Source organism: uncultured Ruegeria sp. (assembly GCF_947497005.1).
In the GTDB taxonomy this organism is placed as follows: Bacteria; Pseudomonadota; Alphaproteobacteria; order Rhodobacterales; family Rhodobacteraceae; genus Ruegeria.
Window position 1 is genome coordinate 111,846 of the sequence record NZ_CANMFF010000013.1, and the last position, 16,172, is coordinate 128,017.

At 57.2% G+C, this 16,172-nt stretch carries 13 protein-coding genes; 5 read left to right on the plus strand and 8 right to left on the minus strand.

Going from position 1 to position 16,172, the window contains the following annotated elements:
• Positions 1-2: 2 nt before the first annotated feature.
• The 4 genes from Q0816_RS17920 to Q0816_RS17935 form a co-directional block, all read right to left on the minus strand.
• On the minus strand, positions 3-2,420 hold the full coding sequence (locus tag Q0816_RS17920; protein WP_298853156.1) for an FAD-dependent oxidoreductase: 2,418 nt from the start codon (positions 2,418-2,420) through the stop codon (positions 3-5).
• Between the two features lie 4 nt (positions 2,421-2,424).
• On the minus strand, positions 2,425-3,921 hold the full coding sequence (locus Q0816_RS17925; RefSeq protein WP_298853158.1) for a trimethylamine methyltransferase family protein: 1,497 nt from the start codon (positions 3,919-3,921) through the stop codon (positions 2,425-2,427).
• A 152-nt stretch (positions 3,922-4,073) separates the two neighbouring features.
• Positions 4,074-4,661, minus strand: coding sequence for a UbiX family flavin prenyltransferase (locus tag Q0816_RS17930; protein WP_298853160.1), 588 nt, complete (start codon positions 4,659-4,661; stop codon positions 4,074-4,076).
• Positions 4,658-6,166, minus strand: a complete 1,509-nt coding sequence (locus tag Q0816_RS17935) for a UbiD family decarboxylase (protein WP_298853216.1) — start codon at positions 6,164-6,166, stop codon at positions 4,658-4,660. Before Q0816_RS17935 ends, Q0816_RS17930 begins: the two co-directional genes overlap by 4 nt.
• A 137-nt stretch (positions 6,167-6,303) precedes the next feature.
• On the opposite strand from Q0816_RS17935, the gene Q0816_RS17940 reads away from it, so the two are divergent.
• From Q0816_RS17940 to Q0816_RS17955, 4 genes are read left to right on the plus strand one after another with little or no spacing between them, the layout of a single operon-like run.
• Positions 6,304-6,846 carry an SCP2 sterol-binding domain-containing protein gene (locus Q0816_RS17940; RefSeq protein ID WP_298853162.1) on the plus strand — a complete coding sequence of 181 codons (543 nt, stop codon included), beginning with the start codon at positions 6,304-6,306 and terminating at the stop codon, positions 6,844-6,846.
• Positions 6,846-7,823, plus strand: coding sequence for a peptidase U32 family protein (locus Q0816_RS17945; protein WP_298853218.1), 978 nt, complete (start codon positions 6,846-6,848; stop codon positions 7,821-7,823). The genes Q0816_RS17940 and Q0816_RS17945 overlap by 1 nt, the downstream gene beginning before the upstream one ends.
• Before the next feature lie 4 nt (positions 7,824-7,827).
• Positions 7,828-8,745, plus strand: coding sequence for a U32 family peptidase (locus Q0816_RS17950; protein ID WP_298853164.1), 918 nt, complete (start codon positions 7,828-7,830; stop codon positions 8,743-8,745).
• Positions 8,742-9,980, plus strand: a complete 1,239-nt coding sequence (locus Q0816_RS17955) for an NnrS family protein (RefSeq protein WP_298853167.1) — start codon at positions 8,742-8,744, stop codon at positions 9,978-9,980. Before Q0816_RS17950 ends, Q0816_RS17955 begins: the two co-directional genes overlap by 4 nt.
• A gap of 39 nt (positions 9,981-10,019) precedes the next feature.
• Here Q0816_RS17955 and Q0816_RS17960 read toward each other — a convergent pair whose 3' ends face one another.
• Together Q0816_RS17960 and Q0816_RS17965 are read right to left on the minus strand one after the other, a co-directional pair.
• Complete coding sequence (locus Q0816_RS17960) at positions 10,020-11,510, minus strand: aromatic amino acid lyase (RefSeq protein WP_298853169.1); 1,491 nt, start codon at positions 11,508-11,510, stop codon at positions 10,020-10,022.
• Position 11,511: 1 nt separating this feature from the next.
• Entirely contained in the window at positions 11,512-12,519 is a 1,008-nt protein-coding gene (locus Q0816_RS17965; protein ID WP_298853171.1) for an ornithine cyclodeaminase family protein, read from the minus strand.
• Between the two features lie 105 nt (positions 12,520-12,624).
• Between Q0816_RS17965 and Q0816_RS17970 the strand changes: the two genes are divergently transcribed.
• The gene (locus tag Q0816_RS17970) at positions 12,625-13,545 is read left to right on the plus strand and encodes a LysR substrate-binding domain-containing protein (protein ID WP_298853220.1); all 921 of its coding nucleotides are present in this window, start codon (positions 12,625-12,627) and stop codon (positions 13,543-13,545) included.
• A gap of 17 nt (positions 13,546-13,562) precedes the next feature.
• On the opposite strand, the gene Q0816_RS17975 is transcribed toward Q0816_RS17970, so the two are convergent.
• Together Q0816_RS17975 and Q0816_RS17980 are read right to left on the minus strand one after the other, a co-directional pair.
• Positions 13,563-14,816 carry an MFS transporter gene (locus tag Q0816_RS17975; RefSeq protein ID WP_298853175.1) on the minus strand — a complete coding sequence of 418 codons (1,254 nt, stop codon included), beginning with the start codon at positions 14,814-14,816 and terminating at the stop codon, positions 13,563-13,565.
• Between the two features lie 178 nt (positions 14,817-14,994).
• Positions 14,995-16,167, minus strand: a complete 1,173-nt coding sequence (locus Q0816_RS17980) for a diaminopropionate ammonia-lyase (protein WP_298853176.1) — start codon at positions 16,165-16,167, stop codon at positions 14,995-14,997.
• Positions 16,168-16,172: the final 5 nt, after the last annotated feature.

Consider the following 16,172-nt stretch of genomic DNA (forward strand, 5'->3'; position numbering starts at 1 on the left):
AGCTACCCCCTCAGCCGCTCGTTTTCGGGATCATAAAATGGCACAGCGGTCACAGTCGCATTGATTTGTACGCCCAGCACTTCGATCTGGTACACATCTCCTGGCTGTGCCGCCTCGGTCAGATAACCAAGTGCGATGCGTTTGCCGATGCGGAATCCGGTTCCACCGGAACTGACATAGCCCACAGGTTTGCCTTCGCGGCAGATCGGGTCCGAAGATAGCGTATCCGCGCCGTGACCATCCAAAACAAAGGCGGTGAAGTGATAGACCTTAGGCCGTTTGGCTTGCTCCAAAAACGCTTCGCGGCCGACAAAATGGTTTTTCTTCTTGCTGACAAATCGGTCCAGCCCTGCATCAAACGTGGTGTATTCGATGCCGAAATCCGCGCCCCAACCATGATAACCCTTCTCAAGCCGCATGGCGTTCAGTGCATAGGAGCCGAATTCGACCATACCCTTTTCAACCCCCTGTTCCATGATTGCGGTGTAGACCGAAACCAAATCGGCGCTGCGAATGTGCAGTTCCCATCCCAGTTCGCCAACATAGGACACCCGAAGGGCAACGGCTGGCACACCGGCGACGGTGATTTTACGCACCGACATCCAGGGGGCAGCGTCTTTCGACAGGTCGTCCTGTGTGAGTGGCTGCAACACCTCGCGGGATTTCGGACCCATGACCATCAATGCGGCGTCAAATTCAGAGCCACGGATCAGGGTCAAGCCCTCATCGGGCAGGTATTGTGATAACCAGTCATGGTCGCGTTGATCGGCCAGTGTGGGTCCGCAAAGCAGATATTTGTATTCGTCCAGCCGCGCGATGGTTGCCTCGGACCAGATTTTACCCTTGGGCGTCAACATATAGGACAGTTTGACCCGGCCAACCGGAGGCATCGCGCCACAGAATACATGGTCGAGGAACTCAGTCGCCTTTGGTCCTTCAACCTCATACCGTGTGAACCCACCGTGGTCCATCACGCCCACATTGTCGCGCACGCCTTCACATTCGGCTTTGACGGCATCGTGCCAAGCCTCGTGATGGAAACTCAGCTGGCCGTCATGCTTGATCTGGTCCGTCTGGAACCAGAATGCGCGTTCCCACCCTGCGATCTGACCGAAAACCGCGCCTTTGGCCTTGAGCCTGTCATAAAGCGGTGTGGATTGTACCGGGCGTCCCGCTTTCCACAGGCGATGAGGGTAGGGGATCGCATACTGATGCTCATAGAGCTCGCTGGCCCGTTTGACGGTATAGTCGAAGGTCGCCCATTCCTCGCTGAAACGACGCGGGTCCCACATCGACATGTCCCATTCGGGTTCGCCTTCCGTGATCCATTCGGTCAACGTTTTGGCTGCCGCCGCCGAGTGGGTGATACCTACCGGGAAACAACAGGCGTGATAGAAGTTCGGCAGGCCAAAAGCCGGACCGCAAAGCGGCGCGCCATCCGGGCTGTATGGGATCGGGCCGTTCACGAATCGGCTGACCCCAGCTTCACCCAGCAACGGCACATGTTCCAACGCGGCCTCGAGAATTTCGGCGATGTCATCGACACTGTCGGGATAGAGTTGATTGGCAAAGCAATCCGGCAGCCCGTCCAGCCACGCCGGGCGACCTTCGTGACCGTAAGAACCCAAGAGCAATCCGTTCCGCTCGCGCCGCAGATAGTACATGATGTCCGGGTCGCGGATAAGAGGGAAGTTCTCGGGGTTGGCTTCAAGCTCTGGTAGGTTCTCGGTGACCAGATATTGGTGTTCCAACGTGACGACGGGCAGCTTCTGGCCGACCATTTCCCCGATTTGGCGACCGTAATAACCCCCGGCATTGATGACGATTTCGCAGGTCACATCACCCTTGTCTGTTTGGACCAGCCACTCTCCGGAAGCGCGGCGTCGGATGTCGGTGACCTTGGTGAACCGCGCAATCTGTGCGCCCCGATCACGAGCTCCCTTTGCCAATGCCTGTGTCAGCTGCGACGGGTCCACGTCACCCTCGTAGGGGTCGAGGATGCCGCCGATGATGCTGTCGCCCGAACTGAAGTAAGGGTGCATGTCATCCATTTCGGACGGGGTCAGCATCGCCATGTCATAGCCCAGCCCTTTGGAAATGCCGACCAGATGCAGGAACAAGTCCATCCGTTCCGGCGTATGGGCAGGCCAGAACGCGCCGGTATGACGGTAGGTGATCGGGTAATCGACCTCTGAAGCCAGATCCTTGTAGAGTCGCCATGCATAATTGCCCGCCCGCATCCCGCTCCAGCTGTTGGCGTAAGTCGGGATATTGCCCGCTGCATGCCAGGTCGAGCCACTGGTCAATTCGTTCTTTTCGATTAGCAAAGTATCGGCGACGCCTGCCTTGGCCAGATGGTACAGGGTGGAGACACCAACAGCGCCGCCCCCGATGATTACTACTTTGGCTTGATTTTTCATCGACTTAATTTTCCAGATGAATGGGCAGGCGTGCGCGCAGGGCGGTTTCGACCCCGGTGGGCAGATGAGAGGGTGTAGGCTGCGCTTCGATCTCTGCAACGCGGGCGATGGCGCGATCCCAAACCGTTTGTGCGCCGCTTTCAAGCCAATCATTGACACTCTGACGGTCGCCAAGTGAGGGATAGACGTATTCTTTCGTCATCAGGTCCAGCGTCTGAGCAGTGCCCAGGAAATGCCCTTCACCGGTCACCACTTTTTCAATCATGTCCAGATCGATAGAGTCTTCAAACATCTCGACCCCACGCACCGTGCGCAGGATGGCCCCGCACATATCATTGTCGATTACCAAAGCCTCTTTACTGGCGGCCATGATCGACCCCAGCATTCCGACTGACAGATTGATCATGTCAGCCCCGCCTTGGGCGGCCAGTGCGATAGTATATCCCTTTTCGTAACCCGACTGCGCATCGACTGTTTTGGCGTCGGTCATGCCCGCCGATACTGTCGACGGCAGATCAAGGTTCAGCAGCAACTGCGCGGCGGCGGCATTGGCCACCGCTGCCTCGCCCGACCCGCCGGTCATCGCACCGGTGCGCAGGTCCGAGATGAAAGGCAGGAAAGCTAGAATGCAGGGAAAGCCCGGTTGCATCATGTTGACCAGCACCAGACCAGCCAGAGACTCTGCCAGACCTTGGGCCAGCGCACCGGCCAGTGAGGCTGGGCTGGTCGCGCCCGCTTGTGCCGCCGAGCAGATTTGCAACGGCATCCCCAGCCGCACGCATTCTCGCATCACGCCGCAGGCCTCTTCGGCCAGTGTCAGGGGCGGCACCACGTGGCAGACTGAGGCAAAGCAGAAAGGTTGCGTGCGAAACGCGCCTTCGCCCCCCAGGGCTTGGTCGAACATCCCGACGACGGGTTCTACATTGTCTGGCTCAAAGAAGCTGGTGCCAATTGGCTTCGAGGTTGCCTTCATCGCGGCAAAAGCGGTGTTAATATCCAGCGTCAGCGGGTCTTGGAGATCACGTGCCACAACTGGGCGCAGGGAATAGTGAATACTGTCGCAGGCATCGACGATGCGCATCAGGCTGTACAGGTCCTGCAATGTACTGTCGCGAAACCTGTTTGTGGCCGCATCCAGAACCTGTACGGCGGCCCCACCAGTGCCGATATGCACGCGGCCACCGCCGATTTCGATTCCTCGATCCCGATTGAATCCAGGCAATTCGACCCTTTTACAGGCCCTTGCAAGCACATCTTCAACCAGACCGCGCGAAAAGGTGATGCGACCGCCTGCCCGCGCTGAGGCACCGTTTTTCAGGGCAAGATTATGAATATCGTTGGGTGCGCCGGATACACCGATCCGCTCCAGAATGTCGAAAGCCGTATTCGTGATTTGCGTCAGCTTGCCGTTATCCAACGGTTTGAAGCGTCCGCCAAATGGTGGAGCTGACATCTTTGGCGTCGCGGGATTGGCGAGCCTTTTGTTTCTTGTTCGCCGCATGAACACGTCCGTGGAGAGGAATTTTCCACAGCATCTTAGGAAGGTTAAAAAATTAGCTCAATTCCATTATTTGTAGATTTTGATGAATGAGATTCATGCAAGCGGACTCTGAGTTCTCCTTTAACAACGAAAGCAAAAACTCCGTCTTAAGTTCAGGAATCTGCAGTCTCGTTTCGGGGATGCCACTGTCTCGCCACCGCGTCACAAATCTTCAGACAGTCCACCGCGCGCGCCGCGATCTGCTCCACGATTTCGGTCATGTTGTTTGGTTTCAGATAGAAGGCTGGCACAGGTGGCAGGATGATGGCGCCCATTTCCGCAGCTGCTGTCATATTGCGTAGATGAGCCAATGTCAGCGGTGCTTCGCGCGCCAGCAGAACCAAGGGCCGTCTTTCCTTGAGTTGGACGCCGGCCGCTCGGGTCAGCAGGTTATCGTCCAGACCATGCGCAATTGCAGCCAGCGAGCGCATGGAACAGGGCGCGATAATCATCCCGGATATCGGCACCGAACCGGACGCGATACTGGCCCCTATATCCGCGGTCGCGTGATGACGGGTCACCAACTGCCGCAATTCACCCAGAGCATCCAGGCCGCATTCCTGCCCAAGTGTCAAAGTGGCGGCCGGGCTGACCACAAGGTCGGTCTCGATATCCGCCGACGCCAGCCGTCGTGCCACTGCAAGGCTCAATGCCGCGCCAGAAGCACCTGATACGCCCAATACAACACGGGTTCTTGTCATGCTCTCAACTCCGGCATCAATCTGTTTACAAGGTCCTCCGCGAAAGCGTGATCGGCATTTGTTTCGCGCATGACGATCCCCCATTCTCGCAGCGTTTCGCTGCCTATCTTTGTCGTTGCATCGATACCGATCTTGCCGGCCAGACCGGGTTCGGGTGAGGCAAAATCCAGATAGTCCATAGGCGTTCTGTCAAGAGCCATCACATCGCGACCCGGGTCCATGCGCGTGGCAAGCGCCCAGGCGACGTCATCCCAGTTTCGGGGGTCGATATCGGCATCGACTGCAACGATCATCTTCGTATAGCTGAATTGCGGCAGCATCCCCCACAGGGCCATCATCACACGTCGGGCCTGCCCTGGATATCGTTTGTCGATGGCGACGATAGCGATGCGATAAGAACAGGCGGCAGGTGGCAGCCAGAGATCGTGAATTTCGGGAATTTGCGCCCGAATGGTTGGCAGTGCCAGACGATTGAACACCTCTCCAATAATGGAGGGTTCGTCTGGTGGACGTCCGGTATAGGTCGACAAGTACAAAGGCGCCTCGCGATGGGTTATAGCAGTGACATGCATCACCGGAAAAGGCTCGGCGGGATTGTAATACCCGGTGTGATCCCCAAAAGGCCCTTCAGGAGCTGTCTCGCTCGGCGAGGCCCAGCCTTCCAAGACGAATTCGGCATCTGCGGGAACCAGCAAGGGGACGGATTTAGCGGGACTCAAGCGCGGCCGGTTCTGGTTCAGGGCACCGGCAAACGCTAGTTCGGAAACGGTTTCAGGCAGGGGCAGAGCTGCCGACAACAACGTTGCAGGATCCGCACCCAGAACAATTGCGACCGGCATCTTTTCGTTGCGCTGCGCCCAACTACGATGATGAGCGGCCCCGCCGCGATGAGGTAGCCAGCGCATGATCAGACGGTTTCGATCCAGCACCTGTACGCGATAGACCCCGGCATTGTAGGCCTGTGCCGCGTCGGGTTCGCTGCCATGGGGCCGGGTGATGACAACTGGCCAAGTGATCAACGGCCCTGCATCTTGAGGCCAGTGTGTCTGGATCGGCAGCCTAGAGAGGTCGACGTCAGTTCCGCTATGGCAAACATGCTGGGAGGTGGCCGTCTTGACCAGCTTCGGTCGGGTAGACAATGCCGCCTTCAACATCGGCCATCGGGACAACGCTTCCCTCAATCCGCTCGGGGGCGTCGGCGTCCGCAGCGCGGCCAAAAAAGCACCCAGATCGTCCAACTCGTCGGGTGAAACGCCCAGCCCGGCAGCAACACGTTCTGTGGTTCCAAATAGATTTACGACAACCGGGATATCAAACCGACCAACGAATGCACCTGTCGGCTGGTCGAACTGCAACACCGGGCCTGTAGCTTCCAGCACAGCGCGGTGGACGGCTGTCATTTGGTGGCACACCGAAACCGGATCAGGAATGCGCCTGAACTGTCCTGTTTCTTCACACCATTTCAGAAAATGTCGAAGGCTGGGATATTGCGGCAGGGTGCGAATGGCTTTGCTCCGGCGGTGGTGCTCATCCTCTAGCAACGAAAGGGGCGGGTCGAATTGACAACCGTCAAGTCTTTGATGCCGGGGCGGCTTTAGGAATGCCCCACCGGTTCACTTTATTGAGACAGCAGGAGGTCTGTTTGTCCGATCCCCAAAACCCGATACCGCAATGCCCAGTCGTTATGGCAACCGCCCTGCGGTTTGTTCCGCTTGCACCTTTGTCAGTATCACTGACGGCGTTTTCAAGGAAGATAACCCGGAAGCACCCGGACCTGTTCAACCGGCTCGGTGAATACAGCCGGGTCGCGTTTGTGCTCGACCCAACGGATCTACCGGTTGTCGTTCTCCTCGAACCGAATGGTGGTGCGCCGAGGATAAGGCTGTGTCGTAGGCGCGTGGCAGGGGCTGCGCGAATCTCCGGTCCGCTGGCCGCGCTGCTGGGGCTGGTTCATGGTGCGTTTGACGGCGATGCCCTGTTTTTCTCGCGCGATCTGGTGATCGAAGGTGACACAGCCGCGGCTCTGGCCCTGCGCAACGCAATCGATGACGCGGAGTTGGATCTTGCGCACGAAGCGGCAGCGCTTTCCGGCCCGCTTGCACGACCTTTCGAGCAGCTCATCGCGTTTGTCGAACTCCGAACCGGCCTATGTCTGACCCGGCCCGAGGACGCAGTCCAATGGTAATGGAAATCGTTTGCCCGGCAGGAACGCCTGCCGCCCTGCGTGCGGCTGTCAAAGCCGGGGCGCATACCGTCTATTGCGGGTTCAATGATGAAACCAATGCGCGCAACTTTCCCGGTCTAAATTTCGACCGGGCAGAAATGCGGGCGGGAATTGCGTTCGCCCACGATCACGGAGCCAAGGTGTTGGTTGCAATCAATACCTTCCCGCGAGCGGGCAGCGAGGCAATCTGGAAACGGGCAGTGGCGGACGCCGAAATCTGTGGTGCAGATGCCGTGATCCTCGCCGATTTGGGCCTGCTAGACTATGCCGCGCGCAGCCATCCCGGGTTGCGCAGGCACCTGTCCGTGCAGGCCGCGGCGGCCAATGCTGATATTATCAACTTCTATGCCGAAACCTTCGGTGTCAAACGGGTGGTCTTGCCGCGTGTACTGTCTGTGCCAGAAATTGCTGGCATCAACTCGGAAACCGAAGTCGAAACCGAAGTCTTTGTGTTCGGTGGTCTTTGTGTAATGGCTGAAGGTCGCTGCTCACTGTCTTCTTATGCCACCGGGTTGTCCCCCAACATGAACGGCGTCTGCTCTCCTGCCAGCCATGTGGAGTACCAGAACGATCAAGGCGCGTTGAACGCGCGCCTTGGCGGCTATCTGATCCACCATGTGGAACGGAACGAGCCTGCGCCGTATCCGACATTGTGCAAGGGATGTTTTTCCGCAGGTGAAAAGACCGGGCACCTGTTCGAAGATCCCGTCAGCCTGAATGCAGAACGACTGATCCCGCAATTGCAAAAAGCTGGTGTGACGGCCTTGAAGATCGAAGGGCGCCAACGGTCGAAATCCTATGTTGCACAAGTCGTTCGGTATTTTCGCGCCGCTGTCGATGCGCTGGATGCAGGGCAGCCAATGCCCGAAGGAATGCTGGCGCGTTTATCCGAAGGGCAGGCCATGACTACCGGCGCTTACAAAAAGACATGGAGATAGCAGGATGGACTTGACCGTTGGCCCGAACCAGTTCTTCTGGTCTGCCGAAACCTGGGCCGCATTTTACACCGATCTGGCCCAGTCCCTCGTCGATCGCGTCGTGGTCGGAGAATTGGTCTGTTCCAAGCGTCTGCCCTTTTATCAGGATCGTATCCCTGAGACGATTTCCCGGTTGGTCGAAGCGGGTAAAGAGGTCGCACTGACAAGCCTTGCCCTGGTGACCCTGAAACGCGAGCGCAAACTGACGGCAGATCTTGCGGCTATGGGCGTTATGGTTGAGATCAACGATCTGACCGCGCTGGCGCATTTGCCTGAAAACTGCGCGTTTGCCGTTGGCCCGTTGGTCAACGTGTACAACGAAGGTACTTTGAAGTGGTTGGCCGCACAGGGTGCCCGCCGCATTTGTCTTCCGCCTGAATTGCCCATCGCGTCGGTCAAAGCGCTGACACAGGTTGCTTCGGACTTGGGCGTCGCGGTCGAAGTATGGGGGCACGGGAGATTACCGCTGGCCATTTCCGGGCGCTGCTATCACGCGCGGTTGCATGGGCGCAGCAAAGACAATTGCCAGTTTGCCTGCGAAGACGATCCGGATGGGCTGGACGTTCTGACCGGTGATGGCAAGCCTTTTATGGCAATGAACGGGGTGCAGACCCTGTCGGACAGCTATGCCTGTACGGACCATCAGATCGATTTGCTACGGCAGGCGGGTGTCTCGGCGTTGCGCCTGTCGCCGCAATCCGACGGGTTCCTTAAACTGTGCAAGTTATATCGTCAGAGGCTCGACGGGGATCTGCCTCGGGGCGATCTGGAGCGCTCGCTGCGGACCGCTGATCCAAATGTTCGGCTGAGCGATGGGTTTCTGACAGGTTCCCATGGCGCTGAATGGTCAGGTGAATCCGGCGCACGTTCTGCGGCTTCATGACCATGGCGGCGGGCAGGGCGCTTGAAGCGTTCTGGAATGCCCCTTACCGCCCGTTGTTCTTCGCTTCTTATGCCAGCGCATTATGCACGGTGGCGTGGTGGCCCCTTGGGGTTGCAGTAGGACTACCGGGCCCAGCCTGCACGCCAGAGGTTCTTTGGCACATCCATGAGCTGATCTTTGGTTTTGCCGGCGCGGCCATTGGAGGGTATCTTCTGACAGCTCTGCCGGGCTGGACCGGGAGACCTCCGGTGCAGGGGACGTCCCTGAAATGGCTTCTGGGGTTTTGGGTGTCCGCTCGGATAGCCATAGCGCTGACATGTGATTTTGTCCCTGTTCTGCCCATCGCTCTGAATGCAGGTTATTTCCTGCTACTGGCCACGATAATTGGCAGTCAGTTGTTTTCAGCCAAGGCATACCGGAAACTTTGGTTTTTATGCGCTGTCGCCGGGCTAGGCCTTTGTGAGGCAGTGTTTCTGTGGTCCTTTGGAGCCGGGCTACCGTGGGTCAATCTGAACATGGTTCACGGGATACTCACCGGACTTGTCATGCTGATGGTCAGTATCGCGATGTGCGCTATTCCGGCGTTTACGACAAACTGGATGCTTCAAACCGGTCAGTTGAACAACCTCACACAATGCTCTGAATTCAATATATTTCTGGCTCGTGTGGGGTTGATTTCAAGCGTCTTTGCCCAACTATTTGAATGGACCACCACCGCGAGCTTAGCGATGATCACTGCGGCCTTGGCTCTGATTTGGGAAATGCGCAAATGGCGAACCCCGCAGGTTCTTTGCAACCCTCTGCTCGCAGCGCTTCATTTGTCTTTCTTATGGCTGTCGATTGGGCTTCTGGTTACAGGGGTGTCGGGATTGGTGCCAACGCTTTATCCTACAAGTGTCGCTCTCCACGCGATTACTATCGGCGGGATGTCGGGGTTGATCATGGCCATCTCTGGCAGAGCGGCAGCCCATACGGATACAGGTGGCATGCGAGCCAACTTTGGGTTCATCACCGGCGTTGTTCTGGTCTGGCTGGCCACCGCAATACGGTTGGCTGTGCCAATTTTCCCAGACCTTCAGGTTGAACTTGCGGCCGCAGCTGTGTGGTGCATAGGTTGGGTGGCGTTTATCATCGGCTTCCTGCCTGCTCTGACTGGCCCGATACGCCGGCCGGTTCTTAGCGGGCAAAGATTCGTCGTTTCAAAAACCTCAAATCTCGCACTGCCGAGAGAATGAAGAAATGCGTCTAACTCTATGTCAATACGGATTCTTATCCTAGTCTAACTCAAGGATGATCTTCGTAACCTCTTCGATCTCTTTGGCGAGCGGGCGATCAACATCCAATGGCGGTGAAACGTCCCGTATATGTGTTTTAACATCCCCTAGAAACGGTCCCAGTTTGCTACTTGTCTCGCGCAACTCAACTGCCTGACAGGCGACTATCAATTCGATGGCTGCCAGCGTCGATAGATGCCCGGTGATCTTGTTCAGGGCAGCCACACTGGCAGGGGAATTTGTCAGGCAATCCTCAATTCCATTTGCATTCACGCTGGGCCAGATCGGTGTTAGCTGGGCAGCATGTGCAAGTTCTGCGACCAAAGCTTCCGCGACTTTCATGACCGGCGCGAAGCCGTTCGAGGCGCTGTTCGGTTTTGCCAGAAAACTAGGTAGACCGCTGAGTTCGGGATTCAATAGCTTGGAGACCCGGGCAAGCTGCGTCATTGCCATAGGTACGAATGACCGGTTCAAAGCCTCTGTTACGCTGGTGATTTCCGAAGAAAAATACGCGCCGCAGGACATGATCTTTTCAGCGTCTGCCAAAGCTACCGGATTATCTGTTGGGCTGTTCATTTCAGCCTCGGCGCAGTTCAATACCCGATCCAACGCGGATCGTACTGTTCCATGTATTTGGACCACGTTGCGAAAACTCAAGGGGTCCTGCAAACGCCGGGCTTGATCGGGGTCGGTAAGGGCGCCGCCCGCCAACCGCCAACGCAGGCCTTCTCCGGCAGCAATATGCGCGTCATGCGGGCTCAGGAGCAGAATTTCACGGTCCAGCGGCCCGGTATTGGCCCGGAACGCCTCCATCGACATCGCTGCAGCGGTCTGGGCGGCCTCAAAAACTTTTTCTGCTTTCGAAAACGCAAGCGCCGCCAGACCGATAACCGTGCAGGAATGATTGGCTAGCGCAAGACCGTCGCGAGGAGCGAGTTTCAGTGCGGTTATTCCCTGCGATCGCATGACATCGATGCTTTGTCCGGCCGTGCCGTCCAAGGCATACATCTCGCCCTCGCCAATCAAGGCCAGACCGATAGTGGCGTTCAATACCAGATCTGCTGCGCCAATCGATCCCAAGGACCCCACGACCGGAACAAGCCCGGCATTCAGGCATCCAGCGATGTGCTGGGCAACCTCGGGTCGGGCCGCACTGTGCCCCGTCAGCATTGTGTTCAGCCGAACGATCAAGCCTGCTCGAACCGCTTCGCATGGCATGGGCGGGCCAATGGCATGGGCGCGTCCTCTCAGAGTCTGGATCGAAAACTCGGTCAGGGCTTCGGCATCCAACACTTCGGTTGCCCGCGCGCCCAACCCTGTGGTCACACCATATACCGGCGTTCTCTCGGTTATGGCGCGCTCGACCAGCGCATGGGATCGGGCCATCCTATGCAGACCTTCAGCGTCTAGGGAAAGGTGCCAACCTTCGTGTGATGCGCGATCGAGGGTTTCAACCGTCATACCCGCGCCGCTAAGAGTCAGGCTTTTCACGTCACGCATCCCGGTACAGCAGGTTCTGCACGATCCCCAAATCCCGAGCCCGCTCAAGAATTTTCGACCCCAGCGCAATATCGCTGGTGGACATGCCCCGGTGCCAGAACAGAATGGTTTCCTCGTCGCTTTCGCGGCCGGGCTTCAGACCTGCGGCGATCTCGCCGATCTCCGCATAAAACGACGTTTCGCTGACAATCCCTGCATCGATCTGCGGTCTGAGCGCGCCCAGATGACCGGCGCGCATCTGCCCGAGGTCATCCATGACCAACTTGTCGAACCCGTCAGTGAAATTGATTGGCAGCGTGCTCATGGTCCCGTAGGGGACGACATAGGCGCCTTTCCTGACCCAAGACCGATCAAAGATGGGAGTCGGTGCGTTCAGGCGCGTCGCTTCGACCAGAATATCGGCTTTCTCCAGGCAGCTTTGCCAGTCGGTCGTGACGATCACGTCCTTACCTAAATCCTCGCGCAATCGTTGAGCAAATGCTTCCCGGCTTTCCGGACGACGGGAGTGAACCCGGATTTCATCGAAGTCAAAAAGGTGATCCAGCAACCGTACATTCCAATATGACGTACCGCGCGCACCGACATGGCCCAGAACCTTCGGATTCTTCGGTGCAAGCCACTTGGCGCCCAACGCCGTCAGTGCCCCGGTCCGCATGTCGGTGATGCCCGCAGCATCGATAACTGCGCGTGGTGCTCCGGTGCGGGGGCAAAACAGGTTCAGCAGTGCCAGTTCCGACGGCAAGCCCTGTTTGTAATTGTCGACGTAATCTCCGACGACCTTGACGCCCGCGTAACCCAACGGTTCAACATATCCGCGCAAAACATTGAAATGCCCGTTGAAAGCCGGATCAGGCGTGAGGTGCATCCGGGGTTCGATGACCGTCTTGTTTTGTCCGGCAGCAATCAGGGTCTGTTCGACCGCGCTCAGAATGTCATCATTGCTCAGTGCCACCTGGTCAACTTCCGGCTGACCCAGATATTCAATCTCAATTCGTGCCATATCCGCCGCTCCTTTTTTTACTATGATGGCGGTTCCGGGGTGCCAATACAGACCGAAAAATGTAAATCTTGAATCAGAATTACTGATTCAAAGAGGGTCATTGTGATGCGCCTTCCACCGCTAAACGCGCTTAAAGCCTTTGAAGCCACGGTGCGGCAAGGTGGGTTCACACAAGCCGCTTCAGAGCTCGGCGTATCACCTGCGGCAGTCAGTATGCAGGTCAAGAACGCCGAGGAATACCTTGGCAAGAAACTGTTTCGTAGATTGAACAACCGCCTTCTAATGACGGATGCCGGTCGGATGTATTACCCTGTGATCTCGGAGGCTCTGACCGCTATTTCCAGTGCAACAGAAAATCTGATGGAGATCGAAGCCCGATCCCGCATAACTGTCAGTACAATTCAATCTCTGGCCGAAAACCGGGTTGCGCCCGCCATGGCGCGGCTTCGGGCCCGTTTCCCGGACACAGGAATTGACCTGCGCATCGAGGCCGATCCGGTCAATCTACGGGACACCCGCACCGATCTGCGCATTACCAGCGAAAACCATCTTTACCCACAGCATGAGCACATTCCTTTGTTTAAGGACACAGCCTATCCCTTTTGCATGAAGGACTTTTTTGAAAGACACATTTCGGGCTCGGGGATGGAAAACGTCTCGGACCATCTGCTGATCCATACTGACTGGGGTGAGCAATATGCCTCGCACCCGACCTGGGCCAACTGGTTTCGCAATGCTCAAATTGTGCGACGGCCCAGCGTTCGGAAAGGGTTGCGGGTGGGTGGAGCTGTAATTGCCTGTGCGTTGGCGGAACAGGGTGTGGGGGTTGCACTGGTTCCAAGAACGCTCATCGACGCCCGGATCACCGATGTGCGTCGTTTCCACATTGGTGATCCGGGGCTGCCCTTGCCGTATTCCTATTACGCTGTATTGGCCGAACCCGACGCGAAACGACGCTCGATCCTTCGTGCGTTCATTGATGAATTGGTGGCTAGTTCCTTGACGGATAACGTCGACATTTCATAGCACCAGCGCCAAAACCCTCATGAAATATCCGCGTTTGCCTTGGTTTCTTCTTCCTGAACCCAGGTCTCGGCCTGCAGAACCCCGGGTTGCCCGGTGCCGATAATCCCCACAACCTGCACATCGCCGGTGTCAGTGGGCGCGGCAACCTGAACGCGTCGGATCAACGCTAACAGGGCGACCGCAAGGCCAATACCCGCCAGAAGAAACTGAAGACCCCGTCCGCCAAACAAAGAGATGGAATTCGGTCCCATCATCGTACCCACAAGCAAACCAACATTCAGCAACAATACCATTGTGCCACTGGCCGGAACGATCTGAGACAGCTTGAGCTGGTCATTGGCGTGCGCTGTCAAAATAGAATAGCCGGGATACAGTCCAATTGCGATCAGGCCAAAGCCATAGACGATATGTGACGGCGATGTATCGACGGCCATCCAAAGGCTGGAAAGAGTCGTAATAATGCCCAACCCAATGATGACATAGCGCCGGTCTGTGTGATCAGAAAGCCAGCCGATCGGGTATTGAACCACTGCACCGGCGATCAGCGCGACAACAAGCGCCCCGGACGCCTGTGCCGCAGTAAAGCCTTGTTGCAGGGCATAAAGCGGTAACGAGATGTAAGAGGCCGCGACACCGACACTGACCATAACAATCCCGATGACGGCAATGGGCGAAACCTTGTACAGCACAGGAACCGACATGCGCTCCGGCGCGGCATATTCGGGCGCTTTGTTGCCAGACAAAAGAAGCGGAACAATCGAAAGCGAAATCAGAATGGAAACAAGGCCAAACAAAAGGTTTCCAGTGGGGTCAGGAAAACCGACAATGGCAGTGCCGAGGGCAGGGCCTGCAAGCTGGATAATGAAATACAACGATAGAATCTGAGCGCGCATGTTGTTTTCGGATTTCGCGTTCAGCCAGCTTTCGGTGATGACATAAAGCCCCGGGTAGCAAAACCCGCCCAACAGACGCATCACGCTCCAGCTGATCGCATCGCTGGTCAACAGATGCACAATGGCCGCAATTGAGACCAGCGAGGCAAGGGCGGAAAACGCCCGAATATGCCCGACGTTTTCGACCAGCCGGGGGGCCAGCGCAGTCCCGGCCAGCGCGCCCAAAGGATAGCTCGCCTGCATGATGGAAATCGTGAAATCACTGAAACCCAGACTGGCCCCACGGATCGTCAGCAGGGTTGCCAACAGGCCGTTGGCAACCATCAGCATGAACATCCCCAGGAACAGTGCCCAGTTTTCATTTAATGCGCGTATCATGGCCAACCGCTAAGCTGGCGGGTCAAACCTGTATATAACCCCTACGACATTGGGATGTCGTTTGCTGGAACTCTGCTATTGCAGGCCAGTGCATCGAACATCCGCCACTCAGCGGGCAATTCAATCGGTCTTTTGGCTGCGATAACTGCCCTTTGCTCTGGCTCGAATTGCGGTAAAGCTAGGCATCATCCTGCATGATCCGGGCATAGATATCAGGATCCGTCACGCCCTCGGAGCCAATTGTCAAAACACGTGACTGCGCCGTCAAACCAAGCTTCTTGACAAGTTCCGGGTTACCAACTGCTTCAATCAATGCGGCCAATCCGGCAACGCCGCTCTCTCCGGCTTCGATCACCGGATCTCCGCCTTGCGGACGTGCCAGTCGGCGGACGGTTGGCGGGATCAGCTCGTCGCCGATTGTCAGAAAGTCCGAAGCTTCGCTGTGCAATATCTCCCACGCCATCGGAGAAGGCACGCCGCAGGACAAACCTGCCATAATGGTTTCTTCATCGATCTGAACAGACGCGGCTTGCCCTTGTTTTGCGCTTGCGAACAAACATGCAGCCAAAAGCGGTTCCACTACCACAACGCGCGGAGCGGAATCGCCCCAAGCCTGACGCAAGGCAGCCGCCACAGCCGCAGCGAGCCCGCCCACGCCACCTTGCAGAAAGACATGTGTTGGTGCGGTGTCCAATGAATCCACGACTTCTTTGACCATGACGCCGTAGCCAGACATCACGTCGCGCGGCGGGTCCGTATAGCCGGGCCAGGATGTGTCCGAGACAACGAACCAGCCGTTCTCTTCGGCCTCCCGCCGACACTGTTCAACCGAGGCGTCGTAGTCGCCATCGATGCGCACAACCTCAGCCCCCAGATCGCGCATGGCCTGCGCGCGGCCTTCACTGACCTCTGCGTGAATGTATATCCGACAAGGTGCGCCAAACCGCTTGCACCCCCAGGCGAGGGAACGACCATGATTGCCATCGGTTGCCGAAACAAGCGTGATCATGGCAACGTCATCAGCAAAGCTGCCAGCACGGATTTCTTTCAGGGAAACTTCCCTGCCTGTCCTTCGCGATACTTCACGTTGCAGGACACGCAAAGCAGCAAATGCGCCACCCAGTGCTTTGAAACTGCCCAAACCAAACCGAGGGCCTTCATCCTTGTAGCGGATTTCCGCCACGCCAATCTCGGCCGCCAACGCGGGCAGGGGGTGCAAAGGGGTAGGCCCATACCCCTCCCATTGCGCGATCTCCTTGGTGGCGCGATCGAAATCCAGCCGTGTCAACACAGTTTCAGAAGCTGGGCCAAAATCCGGCTGGCCCGCCTGGTAGGCGATGGTCTTGTTCATGGTCG

Bases quoted from the DNA above. Each gene is read 5' to 3' on its own strand.
- Q0816_RS17920 (WP_298853156.1), bottom strand. From the start codon at position 2,420: ATGAAAAATCAAGCCAAAGTAGTAATCATCGGGGGCGGCGCTGTTGGT.
- Q0816_RS17925 (WP_298853158.1), bottom strand. From the start codon at position 3,921: ATGCGGCGAACAAGAAACAAAAGGCTCGCCAATCCCGCGACGCCAAAG.
- Q0816_RS17930 (WP_298853160.1), bottom strand. From the start codon at position 4,661: ATGACAAGAACCCGTGTTGTATTGGGCGTATCAGGTGCTTCTGGCGCG.
- Q0816_RS17945 (WP_298853218.1), top strand. From the start codon at position 6,846: ATGGAAATCGTTTGCCCGGCAGGAACGCCTGCCGCCCTGCGTGCGGCT.
- Q0816_RS17950 (WP_298853164.1), top strand. From the start codon at position 7,828: ATGGACTTGACCGTTGGCCCGAACCAGTTCTTCTGGTCTGCCGAAACC.
- Q0816_RS17955 (WP_298853167.1), top strand. From the start codon at position 8,742: ATGACCATGGCGGCGGGCAGGGCGCTTGAAGCGTTCTGGAATGCCCCT.
- Q0816_RS17965 (WP_298853171.1), bottom strand. From the start codon at position 12,519: ATGGCACGAATTGAGATTGAATATCTGGGTCAGCCGGAAGTTGACCAG.
- Q0816_RS17970 (WP_298853220.1), top strand. From the start codon at position 12,625: ATGCGCCTTCCACCGCTAAACGCGCTTAAAGCCTTTGAAGCCACGGTG.
- Q0816_RS17975 (WP_298853175.1), bottom strand. From the start codon at position 14,816: ATGATACGCGCATTAAATGAAAACTGGGCACTGTTCCTGGGGATGTTC.
- Q0816_RS17980 (WP_298853176.1), bottom strand. From the start codon at position 16,167: ATGAACAAGACCATCGCCTACCAGGCGGGCCAGCCGGATTTTGGCCCA.